The 18827-nt window shown below is 40.7% G+C and carries 13 protein-coding genes; 7 read left to right on the forward strand and 6 right to left on the reverse strand.

The features are described from left to right. Positions 1 to 20 precede the first annotated feature (20 nt). The 3 genes from VB693_RS06800 to VB693_RS06810 all read right to left on the reverse strand — a co-directional run bounded on the left by VB693_RS06800 (position 21) and on the right by VB693_RS06810 (position 1676). Positions 21 to 158, reverse strand: a complete 138-nt coding sequence (locus tag VB693_RS06800) for a hypothetical protein (RefSeq protein WP_323265588.1) — start codon at positions 156 to 158, stop codon at positions 21 to 23. A 323-nt stretch (positions 159 to 481) separates the two neighbouring features. Continuing rightward, positions 482 to 1024, reverse strand: a complete 543-nt coding sequence (locus VB693_RS06805) for an AbfB domain-containing protein (protein ID WP_190708060.1) — start codon at positions 1022 to 1024, stop codon at positions 482 to 484. 148 nt (positions 1025 to 1172) lie between these two features. Further along, entirely contained in the window at positions 1173 to 1676 is a 504-nt protein-coding gene (locus VB693_RS06810) for an RICIN domain-containing protein (protein WP_323265589.1), read from the reverse strand. Between the two features lie 669 nt (positions 1677 to 2345). Here VB693_RS06810 and VB693_RS06815 point away from each other — a divergent pair. Further along, complete coding sequence (locus VB693_RS06815) at positions 2346 to 3482, forward strand: PEP-CTERM sorting domain-containing protein (RefSeq protein ID WP_323265590.1); 1137 nt, start codon at positions 2346 to 2348, stop codon at positions 3480 to 3482. An 87-nt stretch (positions 3483 to 3569) separates the two neighbouring features. Here the strand turns inward: VB693_RS06815 and VB693_RS06820 are convergent, their stop codons facing one another. Further along, positions 3570 to 4367 carry a DUF928 domain-containing protein gene (locus tag VB693_RS06820; RefSeq protein WP_323265591.1) on the reverse strand — a complete coding sequence of 266 codons (798 nt, stop codon included), beginning with the start codon at positions 4365 to 4367 and terminating at the stop codon, positions 3570 to 3572. Between the two features lie 459 nt (positions 4368 to 4826). On the opposite strand from VB693_RS06820, the gene VB693_RS06825 reads away from it, so the two are divergent. The 3 genes from VB693_RS06825 to VB693_RS06835 all read left to right on the forward strand — a co-directional run bounded on the left by VB693_RS06825 (position 4827) and on the right by VB693_RS06835 (position 7710). Then, complete coding sequence (locus VB693_RS06825; RefSeq protein ID WP_323265592.1) at positions 4827 to 6515, forward strand: CHASE2 domain-containing protein; 1689 nt, start codon at positions 4827 to 4829, stop codon at positions 6513 to 6515. 103 nt (positions 6516 to 6618) lie between these two features. Then, on the forward strand, positions 6619 to 6921 hold the full coding sequence (locus VB693_RS06830) for a helix-turn-helix domain-containing protein (RefSeq protein WP_323265593.1): 303 nt from the start codon (positions 6619 to 6621) through the stop codon (positions 6919 to 6921). Between the two features lie 24 nt (positions 6922 to 6945). After that, complete coding sequence (locus VB693_RS06835) at positions 6946 to 7710, forward strand: MinD/ParA family protein (protein ID WP_323265594.1); 765 nt, start codon at positions 6946 to 6948, stop codon at positions 7708 to 7710. Positions 7711 to 8047: 337 nt separating this feature from the next. Here the strand turns inward: VB693_RS06835 and VB693_RS06840 are convergent, their stop codons facing one another. Further along, positions 8048 to 12613, reverse strand: a complete 4566-nt coding sequence (locus VB693_RS06840) for a CHAT domain-containing protein (protein WP_323265595.1) — start codon at positions 12611 to 12613, stop codon at positions 8048 to 8050. Positions 12614 to 12824: 211 nt separating this feature from the next. On the opposite strand from VB693_RS06840, the gene VB693_RS06845 reads away from it, so the two are divergent. Further along, the gene (locus tag VB693_RS06845; RefSeq protein ID WP_323265596.1) at positions 12825 to 14627 is read left to right on the forward strand and encodes a tetratricopeptide repeat protein; all 1803 of its coding nucleotides are present in this window, start codon (positions 12825 to 12827) and stop codon (positions 14625 to 14627) included. Positions 14628 to 14655: 28 nt separating this feature from the next. On the opposite strand, the gene VB693_RS06850 is transcribed toward VB693_RS06845, so the two are convergent. Further along, positions 14656 to 15195 carry a WcaF family extracellular polysaccharide biosynthesis acetyltransferase gene (locus VB693_RS06850; RefSeq protein ID WP_323265597.1) on the reverse strand — a complete coding sequence of 180 codons (540 nt, stop codon included), beginning with the start codon at positions 15193 to 15195 and terminating at the stop codon, positions 14656 to 14658. A gap of 761 nt (positions 15196 to 15956) precedes the next feature. Between VB693_RS06850 and VB693_RS06855 the strand changes: the two genes are divergently transcribed. Both VB693_RS06855 and VB693_RS06860 read left to right on the forward strand, forming a co-directional pair. After that, complete coding sequence (locus VB693_RS06855; RefSeq protein WP_323265598.1) at positions 15957 to 16319, forward strand: hypothetical protein; 363 nt, start codon at positions 15957 to 15959, stop codon at positions 16317 to 16319. A gap of 5 nt (positions 16320 to 16324) precedes the next feature. Beyond that, a complete protein-coding gene (locus VB693_RS06860; protein WP_323265599.1) occupies positions 16325 to 18721 on the forward strand; it encodes a DUF4082 domain-containing protein in 2397 nt (798 codons plus the stop codon). The last annotated feature ends 106 nt before the right edge of the window (positions 18722 to 18827 follow it).

Raw genomic sequence — 18827 nt, forward strand, 5'->3', positions numbered from 1 at the left:
TGAGGACTTTAGTCCTCTTTCTATCTCATTACCAGGGCAAACGCATCTAAATATTGACGAGCCTGAATCAGGTTGACATACTCACCGCCGTGAACGCACGGTGATTCTGGAGTAATGAGTAATAAGTAACAAGTAATGAGTAAATACCCATTTTTCATCCACTCATTACTCCTTACTCATTACTTTAAAGCCGTGCTGGAAACACGGGGTTTTCAACCCATTTTTCTGATAAAATACACCAAGACTCAAACTACATAAGGCTTTGAGGAAATTAAATCTCACTCATCATGAAAATGATAATCATTGTGAGGCAGCCGACGACTGCCTGAATTTTCACGGTCAGTTCTCCACTCTTCTAGCGTAGGTTTTCTCACAGTCAGGCTACACATCTCTTTAAATATATACAAGAGTGATAATGAGCAGTTCTCCACTCTTCTAGCGTAGGTTTTCTCACAGTCAGGCTACACCACTGAGTATTCCGCTACCGATAGAGAGGACTAGTGATACCAAATGTCGCGTCCTTTCTGAACAAATCACTACCGTCTGAGGGATCTATCCACAACTCAAAATTCTTGTGTCGTATGTAGTGTCCAGGAAAGTTGAGGGATTCAAATGACCAACTAGAAGCATCATTACCAAAGAGTGCAGATTTAATGCAAAATGTAGCATCTTCGCTAAAAAGCCGCTGATTGATTCTCCTTGCCAACTTCAGTTGAAAATTTTGGTGTCTCAAGAAGTGACCAGGAAAATTTACGGATTCAAATGAAGTGCAGTTCCTATTTGCCAATCCTGGAACAAGTTTGTAGGTTGCGTCTTTCCTTCCTAGTTCATCATTGATTGGCTCTAAGTAGCCTAAGAAATTTCTGTGGCGAATATAGCGATCGCCAAAGTTATACGACCTAAAAGACACAACTTCACCGTTGCTTTGGGAATAAACTGACGTAGATGATGTTAGCAATATCCCACAGACTGACAAACCTAAAGTTGAAACACTCAATAATTTTTTTAGCCAGTTAAATTTCATAGTTCCTCCTATTTTTTATTTACGTAATAGCAAAAAATAAATTATTCCAAATTGGCGGTTAGTAGGGTGGAATGGCACTTACTTAAAGTTAGTTATTGCCTAGATCCACCTGATTAATGATTAGACTAAATATGCTTGTATTTCTCATTCAGTTGGCTCGAATAATTTTCCACATGACATTCGGTTGATCGATGCACTCCCATAGGGTGATTCTACCGCCATTGTCGAGAATGCCTCCGTGTTGGTGCAAGCATGAGCCGATGGCAGACTGAATCTTTACATACGATCCATCAACACGAACTTCACGCCACTTTTGAGAAGATGATCCTGTACAAGTTGATTGGATGATATCAGTACCATTTGCTGACAGTCCATTTTTCACAGTCAGGCAGAGGTCGCTATGTTTAAAACGGAGAACAAAATAACCATTGTCTGCCCATCCCCGCGTTAATTGAACATTTGGTTGATTGATGCACTGCCATTGTGTGACAAGTCCTCCGATGTTTCTAATTCCCCCATGCTGGTGTACACACTTGCCACTATGCTTCGCTTGTATGTAGTAGCGTTGCTCTGTAAGGCTTGCAGAGACCATTGGTGCTAGTGTTGCATTTAATGTGCCAATCACAAACAAACTTACTATGGCACGCTTCATAATGTGAATACCCCTGCTGATCACTAACTAAAGGTAAATGCCACAATATATGTTTATTCAAGAGAAAATTTCTAAAATATACAATCTGAAGCATTATGACAACTTTAATCTAGTTAGAGTCGAGGAGAACATTACTGTTCCACCCCTCCCATCCGAAACCGTGCATGAAAGTTATCCCGATGAATCAGTAACATTGGCGGGTAATTCGATGAAACCAGAATTGGGGTGCAGAAGAGATAATTAAACTCGGATTGATTGAACCCGGTACAGTTCCATTGACTTCGATAAATTCTCCAGCATTAATCGTTACACTACCCGCATTGCCGTTTGCAGCACCCGAAGAATCGACTCGTCCACCATCACGAATTGTTAATCAATCTGTATTTAGATGAATCGCGTCTCTATATGAAGATTTTGTGATATGTGAATCCTATTAATTGATATTTAGGAAGAAGGGCTAAAGCCCTTACTACAAACATAGAAACCTGATTCTTCTGAATTGGTGAGAAATTTAAGACTTACATAATAGAAGTTTAATTAGATTTTAACGTTTGGTTTCTAATCTAATTCAAGTGTTTTTACTGAAACTTAGTCAGTAGCTCAAATTCATCAAGTAACTTAGCTACGTTAAGTCATCTATCTGTAACCAAATACTTGTGAGGAGAAATCATGCGGCATTTCTTGGGTGCTTTTTTGCTGGGAATGGCTACAATAACTGTTATGCCAACAGAAAGAGTCCTAGCTGGAACATTAACAGGTCAACCCCCTATTGTGATTGGACATCGAGGTGCTAGCGGTTATCGTCCTGAGCATACTTTAGCTGCTTATCAACTGGCGATTGAGATGGGGGCTGATTATATTGAACCTGATTTAGTCGCAACTAAAGATGGTTATTTGGTGGCGCGTCACGAAAATGAAATTTCTGGAACAACGAATATTGCCAGTCTTCCTGAATTTGCTGACCGTTTCACAACCAAAGTGATTGATGGACAAAATATCTCAGGCTGGTTTACAGAGGATTTTACTCTAGCTGAATTGAAAACTCTGCGGGCAATTGAAAGAATCCCTGCTATCCGTCCAGATAATACGGCTTTTGATGGATTGTTTGAAATTCCTACTTTGCAAGAAGTCATCGATTTAGCAAAGACACAAAGCGCAGCTTTGGGACGGACTATTGGTATTTATCCCGAAACTAAGCATCCTACTTATTTTGATTCTATTGGCTTGTCAATGGAAGAAATTTTAGTCAGCGTTTTAAATGCCAATGGCTACACTGATGAAACTGCGCCAGTTTACATTCAATCTTTTGAAGTGAGCAATTTAAAAGACTTGAATACATTAACTAACGTCTCTTTAGTACAACTGATTAACGGTGGTGGGAGACCCTATGACTTTGCGGTCAGTGGAGATACACGTACTTATGCTGATTTAATTACACCGTTAGGTTTGGCAGAAATTGCTACCTATGCTAATGGGATTGGTGCTAACAAAAACTTAATTATTCCAAGAGTTGGGGGAAATTTGTCGTCTCCTACAACGTTGGTTGATGATGCTCATGCGGCTGGTTTGTTGGTTCACGCTTGGACATTTCGTGATGAAGATGTTTTCTTACCTGCGAATTTACAAGGTAATCCTGAAGAAGAGTATAGACTGTTTTATCAGACTGGTCTTGATGGGGTATTTAGCGATAACCCCGATACAGCATTTAAGGTGCGTTCTGCTTTAGTTCCTGAGCCTAGTGCTATGTTGGGTTTGGGAATTATGCCTCTGTTTGGATGGTTATTCCGTCGTCGCAATAAGAATTAAAAAGCTCTGTCTCTGTGTTAAAGAATTGATTTTTTACCACAGAGACACGTTCGCGGAGCGTCCCGCAGGGAAGACACAGAAAATAAGTTAATCGGCTTGGAGTGAAATTAAGGGACGGTTGGCGATCGCACTTAAGCCTGCTGATTTAAATAAGTCTACCCAATCACGAACTAAAGTAAAATCACTGGGTTTTTCTGTACGTAAATCAGCTAAGGCTTTTAAGGTATCATGCCAATAACCGTTTTCTGCATAGATCAATACCTGTTGCTTAGGTGTTGATGTCTGCAATTGTGCTGCGATCGCCGCGTCGGGTTTTACTCGTTCTATCCAACCACTGGCGACGGGATCACCACTGCGATCGCCTCCTGTAGCGTCGCATAATAAGGAAAATCGCCAGCGATATTTTTTACCTACTTCTAAGCCTGGAAAATCGTCAGGTAAGGCATAACTCATGATGCCGTTACTAGCTTTGAGAGGTAAGGTTTTTTCTAAGAGGATTTCGTCTCCTGATTCATTCCGTAGCAAAAAGGCTGCTTGTTGGGCGGAAGTTTCTGGAACATTGACAAAGAATGTCGGGCGATCGCTCAGGGTTAATTCGATGGGGATTTCTGTGGCTGACATCCCTGTGGGTTTGGCTGGTAAGACTGCACCGATGGCTTGGGGTGTGCATTGACCTCGTGCTGCGCCTGCTTCTAAATTCCGAGAACCCCTAATTCCTGGTACTTTGAATCTTAAAAGGGAACGACGACGGGGGGTAAATCTTGGTTGTGTTCTTTGGGAAATCAGGTTTGTGTTGCTGGGTGTTGCTGTGGCTGCTGTAGTCAACAACACTTGTGGAGCTAAAGTTAAACTTAGTGTGATTAATAGCAGGGTCTTTTTTAGCATAATTTTTTGATCATAGTCAGCCTTTGACAACAGCCTGTTAAGTGCAGTCACTGCTTGAAGCTGTTAAAGATTTAATGAGTTTTATTAACAACAATTATGTACTGGTGACTTTCTCATGACCGGGAAAGTTCCGATATTGCCATTACCTCAGTAGATATACCATAAAAACTTTCGGTAATTTATAAAAAAATAGTCAAATAAATGTTATAAAATTACCCAACTATGAATATGTTACTAGTTAACATTACTTAAAATATCTATCTAATTTAACATTTGGAGATTGTCGAAATTAATGAATATTTAGCACAATTGCAAAATCAAATACAGCTTCGTTACCAAAGGAAAATCTGAGCGTCAGTCCTAAATTCAGTGGAGAAATTTACTAAGCACGACTTTCTACGGCTAGCGAGGCAATCGGCAATATTTCACCCTAGCTGTATTTTAGGAGAAAACGCACAGATGGAAAATATCAAGTCAAAACTTAGGAGTTTTCCCAAAGCAGTATTAACTGTTGGTAGTACAGTAGTGCTGACTAGTTTGGTAATTACTGGGTTAATTGTAGGGTTGCGGAAGTTGGGTAGTTTGGAGGGAATGGAGTTAGGGGCTTTTGATCAGTTGATGCGATCGCGTCCTGATGAGGGGGTAGATAATCGGTTTTTGGTGGTGGGTGTTAATGATGTAGATATCCAAACCCGCAAAGAGTACCCGATTGAAGATGGAACATTAGCCCAGGCGTTGGCGAAATTAGAGGCGCAAGCACCGCGAGTCATCGGCATAGATATTTTAAGGGATGTCAAGCAAGGTAATGCCACTGGTCGAGCCGAATTAGTGAAATTGTTAACAGATAGCGATCGCATTATTGCCGTCTGTGCTATCAGTAAAGCTGACTCTCCCGGTATCCCAGCCGCACCAGGGATTCCCGAAGATCGGGTAGGGGTGGCAGATTTCCCTGTAGATCGCGGTGGGACTGTGCGCCAGGGGATGATATTAACGATTCCCCAAGCCTCGAAACTACCAGCACCTAACGAACATATTTGCAATTACGTCAGTGCTGAAAATCAACTACCTTCCTTAAGTTTTCAAGTAGCAACACGTTACTTAGCAGAGATGGGAATTGAACCAGAACTTAGCCCATCTGGTGAAATTAAACTGCGTGATACAGTTCTCAGCCGCTTAACCCCCAACGCCGGTGGATATCATAAAGTTGATACTGGCGATTACCAAATGCTGTTGAATTACCGTTCTGGGAAAAATGCCGTCAAACAGGTATCTCTTAGTGATGTTTTAGCTGACAAAGTTGATCCAGCTTTGATTAAAGACAAGATTGTGCTGATTGGTTATACCGCCGCCATTGTCAAAGACACCTTTTACACACCCTACAGCGCAGGTGCAGCAGACAGCCAAAAAATGCCAGGGGTAGTAGTTCACGCCCAAAATGCGAGTCAGATATTGAGTGCAGTGCTAAATAAACGACCGTTATTATGGCATTGGAATGAGTTGCAGGAAGGGTTGTGGGTATTTGCTTGGTCATTGGTGGGTGGCTTTTTAGCTTGGCGGATTCGCAAACCCTGGTTATTAATTTTAGGTGGTGGAATTGCGATCGCTGTTTTACTCGGTGGTACTTATGCCATATTTCTCCAAGCTGGGTGGATACCTTTAATTCCGCCAGCGATGGGATTATTAGCCACAGCTGCTGGTGTAGTGTTGATTGATAGATATGCCGCAACAATTGTCAAAACAGTCAAAGGCTTCTTAAAAATTGACATTGATATTGATGAAGAAAAAAAGCATGAAGAAGTAGCCGCTATTACCGAAAGTGATTATTTTTTAGAATTGCAGCAAAAAGCTAAAGACTTGCGGAGTAGAGATAATCAACAGACATCTGATGTTGCGGAAAAATCACCAATTCCCAATCTCCGCCCCCCAGAAATTTTATCTCCAACAGTGACTGAATCAACCCCCACAAATACAGACGTTGATTATTTACAACAAGTACGTGACAGACGCAACAAACGCAACATACAAGAAAACGGTAATGATGTCGATAACTTAGAAGTAATATCAACACCAGTAGAAGAACAAGAAGAAATAGAATACTGGCAAAAATTACAAAGCCGAGGTAAACATCTGAGAGAACATAAAAAATAAACTCATCACAAAAATCTCTCACCCTCCGCGTCTTCCCTGCGGGACGCTCCGCGAATACGCCTCTGCGTGAGACAAACCCACATCTTGCACTAGACGATTATCTATGATCACACCAGATTTTGAAGACTCACCATCCCCAAAAACTCTAACTGAAATTGCGAATTTACCCGATGAACAACGCCAATTGATGAATTGGATAATTCGCCAGCAAAAAGTAACCTTAGCTGAAATTGCCACCCATCAAGATATTTCTCATCAAGAAGCACAAGAGCAGATCCAAAATCTCATATCTCAAGGATTTATCCAGATTGTAAATGATAGCGATACCACCTACTATAAACCTCATTTTGCTAGCCCAAAAAAACGTAACCTATCTCAAAATATTTGGGATAAATTAGAAAGTTAATTCTTCCCCAAACCCTAAATAATCATGTCCAAAATTGTTTCCATCCACTCATTTCGAGGTGGTACAGGTAAATCAAATTCCACGGCTAATTTAGCTGGAATTGTCGCTCGTGCTGGTCATCGAGTCGGTATCATAGATACTGATATTCAATCCCCAGGTATTCACGTCCTGTTTGGTTTTGATGAGCAGAAAATGAAATATGCCCTCAATGATTATCTTTGGGGACGTTGTGCTATTGAAGAGACAGCTTATGACGTTACCTCAGTTTTAAATAAAGTCGTAAACAAGAACAGCCGGATTTATTTAATTCCATCCAGTATTAAAGCGAGAGATATCACTAGAGTTTTACGAGAAGGGTTTGATTTTAATTTGTTGAATGAAGGTTTTCAAGATTTACTCACTAGATTAAATTTAGACTATCTATTTATTGATACTCACCCAGGTTTAAATGAAGAAACCTTACTTTCTATTGCTATTTCTGATATTTTAGTATTAATTCTCAGACCCGATCGCCAGGATTTTCAAGGTACGGCTGTTACAGTGGAAGTAGCCCGTAAACTCGAAATACCAAAAATGCTCCTTTTAATTAATAAAGCTTTGCCAGCACTAGATTTTGATGCTTTACGTCAACAAGTAGAAAAGACTTATAACGCACCTGTGGCGGGAATTTTACCACTATCAGAAGAGTTGATTCAATTAGCTAGTAGCGATTTATTTTGTTTACGAAATCCAGAACATCCCTTTAGTCAAGTGATGGAAAAGGTAGCACAGATGATTATGCAAAAATGAGGGATTGGGGACTCAGAATTTTAGATTTTAGATTGTGGATTTTGGATTGAATAGTTAAAAATATACTCATTGTAAATCCACTCATTGAAAGGCTGGGGATTGGGGATTGGGAGGACAATCGTCAATTATAGCAGTTTGCAGTTGAGTCTAATACAGACCTAACCTCCAACCCCTTCCCTACATTCTCTTCTCCCAAAGGGAGACGCTACGCGAACGAGAGGCTACGCCAACGCGCAGCGTGTCGGAGACAGGGAAGGGGAGTAAGCCTCAAAGCCTCCTTGTAGGAGAGAGGTTTGGAGAGAGGTTAGTATTGCATACAAACGAGAAGTCCTATACTTTACCAAGGATTACCAATCATGGTGAATGCAGACCAAAAATAAGGATGGCTGATATTTCTATTCCCAAGTTTAGCTAGAACAGGGGGCAAAGTTACATTACCTCTAGTAGTTTCTAGCCTACCGTCTTCTAGACGTATCTCACCTTTGAGGGCGGCTACTTGGGCTTGGCGGAGGGCTTCAGCTTTGATGGGGGCTGTTTTTAAGCGATCGTAAAATTCACTGATGAAACCTAATGTACCTTCATCGGAGACATACCATAAACTTGCTAAGGCTGACTTTGCACCAGCTTGGACAGCAAAACCGGCAAAACCTAACTCTGCGTCTTCATCTCCGAGGGCGGTACGACAAGCACTCAATACTACTAATTCTACAGGTGGATTATTCCAACCGAGTCTGCGGATTTGATCCATTTGCAATTGAGTGTCCCAGAGTTGAATGTAGGAGTTACTAGGCGCACCGGGTCTAAATTCGCCGTGGGTGGCGAGGTGGATAATCCCAAAGGGTGTCTGCTGACGTTGGTTTTGGAGATTTTTTAGGGTAAAGGATTCGTTGAGGAATGATCTACCAGGCCATAGGCGCGGTGTGATGGCTTTTAGTTCTGTGGGTACGGCTGGTAAGGGCTGCTGGTTGGTGAATTGAGATGCACCCATACTCAAGACTTCAGCTTTTCTAATATCGACATATCGGGTATCGGTGAGGCTGAGACTAGGCATTAAACCGACACTGTATTTTTCGACTAAATATTGTTTACCATCATAAAGGGCAGCGATGGGTAGCGATCGCAATCCGCTATCCATAATGAATACTAGGTTTTGAATTTCGCTGGCTGTTAAATCAGTCTCGATGGGTTTAATTAGCAAGTCATATAGTTGTTTGGCTGAATCTATATAGTCTTTCCGCAAGGCGGGATCTGTCACGCGGCTTTTGAAAGTTCGAGAAATTGCTAAAATTTGCGATCGCGTGATTGGTAAAACTTTGCGGACTGGTGTACCCTTGGCAGTAACTACGACTAATTCTAGGCGATCATCTGGAGAGATGAAATCTAGTGCTTTCGTCTTGGTTACTTGATTAGATGTAGCAGCCATCTTGGGGACAAAACTGACGTATATCAGTGCAGGTTTTACCCCTGTGGCACTTTCAATATCTTGTAAGATACTCTGGGCTGTGTTTGTCGTGGCAATTTTGGGTAGAGTAGTTCTTCCTAAATATTGCTGAACTCTGTCCGTAAACTTTTCGTCAATTTCCGGGATAATTTTATCAACTACAACTTTGGTAATGACGGTAGTTTGAATAGGATTGCCAATCTTTTCTAGGATATGGGGGTTAGGAGAATTATCGGGAATTGTTGGTTCTATTGGTTCTATTGGTTCTATTGGTTCTATTGGTTCTATTGGTGGCGGTGTTGGTGGTGTTGGCGTCACTTGAATAGTTATATCTTGAGGGGATGAAAAAGAGACGCGATCGCTAGCTGTAATACTAAAGGCTGTAATATTACCAGTAGTATCTGTTGGTGGTGTGTAGACTAAAATTGTATCCGACTGAAGTAATGTTCCTGGTGTAACTGGTGTACCATCTTGTAGTGTTAAAGTACCACTTTTTAATTCTGTAAGCGTTGTGGTGAGATTATCTTGATTCACGTCATTTTTTCCCACATTTAAATCACTAAGATTAAATGTCACCGACTGATTTTCTTGAGTTGTTGGTATATTATTATTTGCTGTTAATGTAGGTGGACTATTAATAGATTTAATCGATATATCACTGGGAGTATCACTAGCCAGTCCCCCATTTTCTAGAACCGGGAATGTATTAACTAGTGAATTTGGTGTAATTTGAGAAATGCCTGTGTTAATACTTGCCTTAGTACCATTTTGGCTAGCATCACCGACTATAAATGGCACATTATCAATCCCGCCATCATGTTGGATTGTGACGAGACCTGATTGAGTATCTCCGGCAGTAAAAATGGTATCATCAGTAGGTATACCGTCATTTAAAACTTCTGCTAATCCCCTGACAACTCCATTGGCGAGAACATTCACATCACCTGCTTCAGCATTACCAAAAATAAAAACACTGGCGTTTGTGTTGATACTGCCAAAAGTAATATTTTTGCCTGCATTTAAATCTACATCTCCGGCCACACTACCGTAAGCACTGAAAGCGAAAGCATCAATCCTACCTGTAATAATACTTTCTGTTGTGTTGATATTAATTGAACCAGCACTCGCATTACTAGATTCTGGATTGATAGCTGAGGAATTAATATCACCTGTTGTAATATCGCCACTCAATGATTGTAAAATAACTCGTCCGGCAAAACCAAAATTAGGATCACTAGTATCAATGTTTCCGACTTGGATATTTGCAGGCGTGGATGCAACTCCTGTGGTACTAAAAACAGTTGCTGATTCTGTAGTATCTGGAGGAATGTTAGCTGTAGATTCTAACACACTCAAACCGGCTCTTAAAATTAAAGCCGGCTCATTCGCTAAAATAGCTATATCTCCTGAACAAGTAGTATAAATAGGACAAAGTGTAAAATCTGCCCCAGTAATTGTAATATCACCGCCAGTAATACTACCTGTAGATTCTACTTTTAAAGCTGGGCCGATATAATCACCAAAGCTAACATCTCCATTTGCACTAATTATGGGGTCATAAAGACTGATAAAACTACCCCTATTCCCCAGACTGTTGAGAATAGAAAACTTACCACCACTGGCGAAGTGAGTATCTAGAGAAATTTTACCATTACTAACTAAATTTAAATTACCACCGCTAATAAAACTTGTTCTATTAATATGATTAATTGCTAAAATATCAATACCTTGATTACCTTGGAGATAAAGATTTTTTCCAGCAATAATAGAAACAGAATTGGCTGTAGTATCACGGACTCGCAAAGTATTTTGAGCTATTAAATTTAAGTCGCCAGTCGTGGTAATTTTGCTTTCAGATAAAATTAAATTCTGGTTAGCATAGAGATTAACTTGATCAGCATTTGCGTGTTTAACTACCACATCACCACGATTAACTTGCAAACCAGAACCAGCTAGTTCTACTTCACCATTACTATTAACTATTAATTCTGTAGCATTATTCCCCCCGCCACCAGTCAGCAGTTTGGGGAGAGAATTAGGTGAATTGTCCTTAATATTAGATGTGTTAATAAATTCCAGACTTAACAGATTGCCGGGAATGCTCAAACGAACTAAGCTAGAACCGGGAACACTAGCGATGCTAATATTACCCCCCGGTGCAGAAAGTTGTCCAGTGCTGGCGACAATACCGCCTAATAAAGTTAAGTTACTTCCTTGTGAAACGGTGAGATTCCCAGCATTGAAAATTGCACTGGTAGAGTTTGCATCAAACACAAAGCTATTAGGTGTTCCAATGAGTGCAGCATAATTATTCCAGCCATGAGCATGAAAATAACTATCACCAAAACCAATGCGGTTAGAGGTAGTCGCTGTAAACGATGCAGGGACATTCAAACTCGCATTATTACCAAAAATAATCCCATTGGGATTGATTAAATATAAATTAGAGTTACCGCCAGTGACTTTAATGAGTCCATTAATAAAGGAAGCATCGCTACCAGTGACACGTCCTAAAATATTTTGAATTGATGGCTGAGAAAGAAAGTTAGCTGTTTGATTGGAATCCAGACCAAACTGTAAGAAACTATGAAAAAGATTAGCGCGATCGCTACTCAAACTCCCGCCGCTAATATCAATATTATTACCTTGAGTATTAACAATAGTACCAGTGCCATCATAAGCTGGGTTAATTGATTGTGCTTGTGCCAAATTAGGAAATAAACCCAACAATAAACAAGCACTAGCTAGACTTGTTTGTTTAACCTGTGAATTTCGCCTTTTTTGCGCTTTCTTCACAGCTTGATGAGCAAATTTAGCCTGCAATTGTGTATATTTGCTAGATACATTATCAGCATGAGTGCGATAATAATAAAGTGGCTGAAAAATATGCTTAACTTGAGCAACTTCTGCAAGACGCAAGCATAAATCATAGTCTTCCACATATTTCAAAGACTCATCAATCCCACCCGCTAACTCAAACACTTCTCGCCTGATTAGCCGGAAGTGAAACGTCATAAATTTATTTAATATTTCTTCTCGGTTATATGGTATTAGACAACGATAACCATAGCCGAGAATATGATTGTGAGCATCAATATCTAAATAATCGGTATACACCCAACCAATATCTGATTCTGCATCTAACACCGCAGATGTTTCTTGTAATGCTATCGGTGCTAACAAATCATCACTATCTACCCAACCAATATACTTACCACAAGTTTGGGCGATCGCAGCCTTTAAAGCCCTTGTCGTCCCTTGATTTTGCGCCACCACCACCCGCACTCGATGATCACGTTTTTCACACTCACGGGCAATCTCTGCGGAATTATCAGTAGAACCATCATCCCAAATTAGCAGTTCAAAATCTTGCCGAGTTTGAGCTAAAACACTGGCAATAGCAGCACCAAGGTAATGCTCCCGATTATACACTGGAATAATAATAGAAATTACTGGCTGCATAAATTGTTTTTACTAAAAATTTCGATTCACTCAATGCTTATAACTAGTTGGCTGCATTGTGTCATGATCTAGGTATAGTGATAGTTGATGTTTGCAAATATTTGCATACACTCAATAAGTTCCTAAATTTTGCTATATTTCTATTCGTATTGGTTTTCATCTCAACTATCTGTTAAAGAAAATTCACCAAATTTAAATTTTCATAATTTATATGCAAAACTTCTTCGCCAAAACCAAAAAGCGGCGGATATTAACTTCCAAATTTCCCCAAACACAAAAACCTTCATTAACCCTCCGCGTTACTTTGCGGAAACCTCCGCGTTACTTTGCGTTCCAGAAAGTATTACTAATATTCACCTTTTTAATTACCACTTGGCTAGTCCCCAAAACCTTACTAGCTCAAGAAAAGCTAGAAATTAAAGACTTTGATTACTGGGCAAGTTTTTGTAGATTACTAGGAGAAGAAAAAAAATATGAAGAAGCGATCGCAGCTTGCAATCAAGCCATTGCACTTAAACCAGAAAATGCCGACATTTGGGTAGAACGGACAGAAATCTTAATCAAACAAGCAAAATATACTGAAGCTTTAGTCTCAGCCGAACGTGCCTTACGTCTGCAACCCAAATATTCTTTAGCCATAGCCCAACGCTGTCAAGCATTATTTAACTTATATAAATATCCTGAAGCTAACGCCGCCTGTGATTTAGCCTTGCGTGCCGATGGGAATTGGGGTGATGGAACAGCAGTATTAGCATGGTACAATAAAGGCTTATCTGAAAGTAAATTAGGACAATTTAACGAAGCTATCACCTCATTTAATCGAGCATTAGATATTGATAAGCAAAATTCCTTAGCTTTAGTTGGTAACTGCCAAGCTTTAACAAATTTAGGTAGATTATATGAAGCGATCGCCGCTTGTGATGCAGCCATTAAAGCTAATAGTAATTGGGGTGATAGTTCCCCGGCCATTGCCTGGTATGCTAAGGGTTTAGCACAGCAAAAAAATGGTCAAATTGAGGAAGCGATCGCCTCATTTGATCAAGCCATTGCGATGAATCCCAAAGATGTAGATATCTGGATTACCCACGGACAAGCTTTAGCCGCAGTCGGGAAACCAGCACAAGCTAGTGTTTCCTTTGAATTTGCCGTAAAGTTAAGCCCTAATTATTCTTTAGCATTAGCAAATCAAAGTGCCACATTGAACAAATTAGGCAAATATAAAGAAGCCCAAGCAGCTAGCGAACAAGCTATCCAAGGCGATAATCGATGGGGTGATATGAGTCCCGCCTTAGCTTGGGAACAGCGAGGAATTGCTGTAGCCGGAATGGGAAATTATGAAGAAGGATTAGCTTCAATTGATCGTGCGATCGCCTTGAATCCCAACCAAGCTGAAGCCTGGAATAATCGCGCCGTTAGTCAATGGTATTTAGGTAGATATTCCGAAGCAATGGCTAGCAGCGATCGCGCCACCACAATTAACCCCAAATATGCCCAAGCCTGGTTTAATAAAGGTAGAATCCTCAAGTCATTAGAACGCTATCCACAAGCATTGGCAGCATATAATCAAGCCATAGAAAATAGTAAATCAAGCGAAAATACACTGATAGCTAATATCTGGGCTAATCGGAGTGTAGTATTATGGCATTTATCACGCAATCAGGAGGCTTTAGCTTCCGCCGATCGCGCCATTGGTATTAACCCTGAATTATCCCCAGGATGGTATAACCGGGGTGTAGTGCTATTAAATTTAAGACGCTACGAAGAAGCCATCACTGCTTATAACCGTGCCGATACGCTTACTCCCAATGATGCTAATATCCTGCTAGGTAAAGGAATAGCCTTATTAAAAGTGGGTAAATTACCAGATGCGATCGCAGCTTTTGAAGCCACCTTAAAATTAGATCCAAAAAATACTCTAGCACAAGCCAATCAAAGCATTGCTCAAGAAAAATTACAACAACAGTTAGAACAGCAAACACCAAATTTGCCCGTAATCCCAGCAACAACTAGGTAAAATTATTTCTAGCAGTTCAGTATAAACTCTATAATTTCCTTTGCTTAATAGCTTGAGCAGGATTACCCGCATAGATTGTCATCGGCTCTAAGGAAGTTCCAGTGACTCCCCCTAAAGTTAGCACAGCTGCCCTACCAACGGTAACTCCTGGGCCAATTATCGCCTTCGCTGCAATCCAACTACCTTCTTGAATGTGAATAGGAGCTGTAATTAGTTGAAAATCAGGATGATTCCAATCGTGATTACCAGTGCAGAGATAAACACCTTGAGATAGGCATACATGATCTTCAATAGTAACTAGAGACAGGTTATCAATCCAAGCATCCTCTCCAATCCATACATAATCACCGACAATCAAACGCCAGGGAAACTTAACACGAACTCCCGGCTTTAGACGCACACCTTGACCAATTTTCGCCCCAAAAGCCCGAAGTAGTAAAACTTTTAAGCTTGAGATGGGAAGCCAATAACTTTGTACCAATGGTGAACCGATGAAGTACCACAGAAGTTGCTGCCAGTAGGGTGCGCCTGGGGTATAATTACCAACCGTATATTTATTTAATTGCATATTTATAAAAACTTAACAAAAAAGTTCGAGGTTTATACCTGTGTAATTGTTAAACATCTCCAGCCAGGAGCAAACAACATCACGAATCATTGGCAGCATAGATGCTGTTGGTTGTGCTAACGGTATAGACAGGGAGTCGCAATACCTTAACTAGCAAATAAGAGGTTAGCGATCGCCTTAGCTATAAGCATATTTTATATTTAGCATTGATAAAAATTTGGAGCTAAATTAGTAAATTTCTCAAGCAGTAGTCTACCATTCCTTGTTAAGAAACGGAATAAATCCTATGGGGATAGGTATCAGATAGGCGAAACTTCATAGAATTAACATGATAACTTCCAAGTCAATGATTTGTCTGAAAAGCTTATCAGATTTAGCTTCTACGATTTCTTTATGTCACTTAACCACGTAGTTTTAGCGTGATGTGATTTACGCTAGCTAAATTTATGGTAAATTTACCCAAGCGCAATTTTAAATATTCATGTTTATTTAAGGAGGTAGCATTAGTGACTATTCACAACCTGTCTTGATGCGTGCGACTGAGCACAGAACTAATAAACCAGATCCCAAATTTAACTTAACTCTAATCGCAATTTAAGATTGCGGTGCGAATTTCTTATCAACTAAGCTTTCAAGCCTATTGATGGAGAAGCGATCATCAACAAAATGTTTTGGATGTGTTTTCTCAATACTTCTGAACTCTTGTATTTTTAGTTAGAAGTAACGTTCCTTAAATCAATACGATTCGGCTAAGAGGTTCTATGAAGCTTTTTAATAACCTCCTGGCAGTAGAAAAATATACTACTGTCAGGATTCATGTTGCTATCTTTAAAGCTATTTTAGGCTATGTAGCTAATCTAGTCCCAACCAATAAAAGCAACAACAAATGTGTTCAAAACGAAAATATTAGTCTCAAGAAATTTCTGACGAACAGGCAATTGGCGCAGGGCGCAACTCCACCCCTCTGTATAGCAGTCAAAAGTTTGATCATGACACCAATCGATAAACAGTTGGTGTCAAATAGCCTCGCTTATGGCGAAAAAATGATCTTTGGCGGTACGACTACAGACACTTGTACTACCAGAACCGGCTTTATTTTTACAGCAGGAAGCGACAATTGCTAACTAATATGAAAAAGATTAAATATATCAAGTTTTGCCTACTTGCCGTTCTTTCGTTGTTTTTGACCTTCTCTGGCATAATTAATGCACAAACCCCCACTACTACTGAAACAGTTTTAACGAATCAAGTTCCTAGTCTTTCCGAGAATGATGGAGTTTCCTACGAATTAGGTATGAAATTTCGGAGCGCTACACAGGGACAGATTAGCTCCATTCGCTTTTGGAAAGCTTCCAACGAGACGGGAACTCATATTGGCAGAATCTGGTCAGCAACAGGAAATCTCCTGTCCAGCGTCACTTTTACTAATGAGACTGCTTCTGGTTGGCAGCAACAGGCTCTGAATCAACCACTGAGTATTCAAGCTAATACGACCTATGTAGTCTCTGTTAATACTAATGCTCATTATGTAACTACGAATGGAGGCATGGCTAACTCCATAGTCAATGGTAACCTGAGTTCAGTGGCAGGTAACAATGGGGTGTATAACCTGACTGTTGGCGCGTTCCCCAATACTGCTTACCAGAATACAAACTATTTTCGTGACATCAATTTTGTTGCTGTTGCCCAACAAACACCAACACCAACCCCAACTCCAACCCCAACACCAACTCCAACCCCAACACCAACCCCAACCCCAACTCCAACTCCAACTCCAACTCCAACTCCAACGACATCTACATCGACCATTCCGTTGAGTGCATCAGCACCTTGGCCGATATTCCAGCGTGTAGATGCTCTCAAGTTTTCGTCCCGCGTCGGTCTGACAACAGTTTGGGGAGATTATTTTGAAAACAGCGATGACCCATTTTACATTTCACCTAATGAGCAGACCCAAGAGCTGACAAACACTGCAAGTGGTAACTATGCAGTTTACAACAGTATTGACTTAGGCAGTGGTGTAGAGGCACTGATGCTCCGCGTTGCTTTAGCTTCCGGTACAAACAGCGTTGAAGTGCGTTTAAACTCGGCTAGTGGAACTGTAGTGGGAACATGTTCTATCAACAGTACTGGTTCGGTGTCAACCTATCGTACTGTTCCGTGTCCTTTGAATAGTAGCCTTGCCAAAGGAACACAAAACCTGGTCATCAAGTTCCCCGGAACTAACAGCACAATGCGCTTTAATTGGTTTGCCTTCTGGGCTAAAGATACAACCCAGACAATTGACCAGATACAAAAAAGGCAATCCACCATTATGGTCAACCAAGCTGCACCTGTTATACCAATTACTGGTAGCCCAGTGCGAAATAGAAATATGCTCCCTGGAAGTTCCGAGACACTAGCTCGTTCATATAGTATGTGGTCTCCTGGAAAAACCTGGGAATGCCCGAAGTGGATGCACGATACTTATTGGGTGAAAGGCGAGGATGGTAGGGTATACCCCACATGGCACACTCCTGTTGATTTTAACCCGGAAACTAATGCTTACTGTACCTATGGTCATGAACATGGTGATGATCCACGTGGCTCAGAGGTATTTTCTGTTGGAGGGATGCCAGCTTTCGGCTATATCAGCGAACAGCATGCAATTAATGATCCAGCTAATCCCAGGCATGAAGACCATTTTGGCCATAAGGTTTTTGTTGCCAATAACTGGACTATGTACAATGCCAACAATAGCAGCTCAACTACAAAATGTGATGTACTCGTGAAAATACACATGGGTTCACATTCACCAGATGCACTCACCAATACGGCACATGAGATGTTTGTGGCTGGTAAATGCGATGGACAACAACCCTTCAACATCAAACAGTTTGGCTTGTTTGGTGCGCCTGGACAGTTCAAAGAACCTGAAGCTCCGTTGTGTGATACATTCTTGGCTTCTGGTATTACGCCGAACCCACTCAACCAGCCAACAGATGGTGCCCATCGTGCTATTCCTACGAAGGATTGTTATACACGTGGTACTCAAAACGAACAATCTTCCTCAGTTGAAAAAAGAACATTTGAATACTGGCTGACGGAGTTTGTACGCGGTGATTTTTACTTTAGAGTCACAAATCCTTCCCGTTTTTATGATGCGTCTTCTGCAACGAAGATCGGCAGAACAGTAGATTTGTGTTATGTTCCAACTCATCCTCTTGCTAATACCTTGATGTGTCAAGAAACCAGAGCGGCAGGTAGCAAGGTAGAGTGGGATGATCCGCGTTCACCTTTCCGGGGAACAGTTAGCATGGAGAGCCACTTTTCAGGACTGGCCTTTGATAATTCTCCATCTTCTGTGATATACACAGATGCCTATGGTAAAAATGCCAGAACATCTCCCGCTCCTGCTCAAAGGATTACCTTTAAGCAAATCGTTCCAGTTCAGGGATTTAACTATAAGGTAGCAGGACAAAACAGCCTCTTCCCCTCCGCAGACTATTCTGCATCGGGGAGAAATGGTGTCAGATCACCTAACTAAAAGAAACTAAATCAATCCTGCAAAACAGCCTGTGACATATCCAAAGTCATAGGCTGTTTTTTTTATCAATGTCTTCACAGTAATTCTAGAGACACTAAAAAATACC

The sequence above is a fragment of the Anabaena sp. UHCC 0399 genome (assembly GCF_034931465.1).
In the GTDB taxonomy this organism is placed as follows: domain Bacteria; phylum Cyanobacteriota; class Cyanobacteriia; order Cyanobacteriales; family Nostocaceae; genus Trichormus; species Trichormus minutissimus.

Bases quoted from the DNA above. Each gene is read 5' to 3' on its own strand.
- VB693_RS06815 (WP_323265590.1), top strand. From the start codon at position 2,346: ATGCGGCATTTCTTGGGTGCTTTTTTGCTGGGAATGGCTACAATAACT.
- VB693_RS06800 (WP_323265588.1), bottom strand. From the start codon at position 158: ATGAAAAATGGGTATTTACTCATTACTTGTTACTTATTACTCATTACT.
- VB693_RS06840 (WP_323265595.1), bottom strand. From the start codon at position 12,613: ATGCAGCCAGTAATTTCTATTATTATTCCAGTGTATAATCGGGAGCAT.
- VB693_RS06805 (WP_190708060.1), bottom strand. From the start codon at position 1,024: ATGAAATTTAACTGGCTAAAAAAATTATTGAGTGTTTCAACTTTAGGT.
- VB693_RS06850 (WP_323265597.1), bottom strand. From the start codon at position 15,195: ATGCAATTAAATAAATATACGGTTGGTAATTATACCCCAGGCGCACCC.
- VB693_RS06835 (WP_323265594.1), top strand. From the start codon at position 6,946: ATGTCCAAAATTGTTTCCATCCACTCATTTCGAGGTGGTACAGGTAAA.
- VB693_RS06855 (WP_323265598.1), top strand. From the start codon at position 15,957: ATGAAGCTTTTTAATAACCTCCTGGCAGTAGAAAAATATACTACTGTC.
- VB693_RS06810 (WP_323265589.1), bottom strand. From the start codon at position 1,676: ATGAAGCGTGCCATAGTAAGTTTGTTTGTGATTGGCACATTAAATGCA.
- VB693_RS06845 (WP_323265596.1), top strand. From the start codon at position 12,825: ATGCAAAACTTCTTCGCCAAAACCAAAAAGCGGCGGATATTAACTTCC.
- VB693_RS06825 (WP_323265592.1), top strand. From the start codon at position 4,827: ATGGAAAATATCAAGTCAAAACTTAGGAGTTTTCCCAAAGCAGTATTA.
- VB693_RS06830 (WP_323265593.1), top strand. From the start codon at position 6,619: ATGATCACACCAGATTTTGAAGACTCACCATCCCCAAAAACTCTAACT.
- VB693_RS06860 (WP_323265599.1), top strand. From the start codon at position 16,325: ATGAAAAAGATTAAATATATCAAGTTTTGCCTACTTGCCGTTCTTTCG.
- VB693_RS06820 (WP_323265591.1), bottom strand. From the start codon at position 4,367: ATGCTAAAAAAGACCCTGCTATTAATCACACTAAGTTTAACTTTAGCT.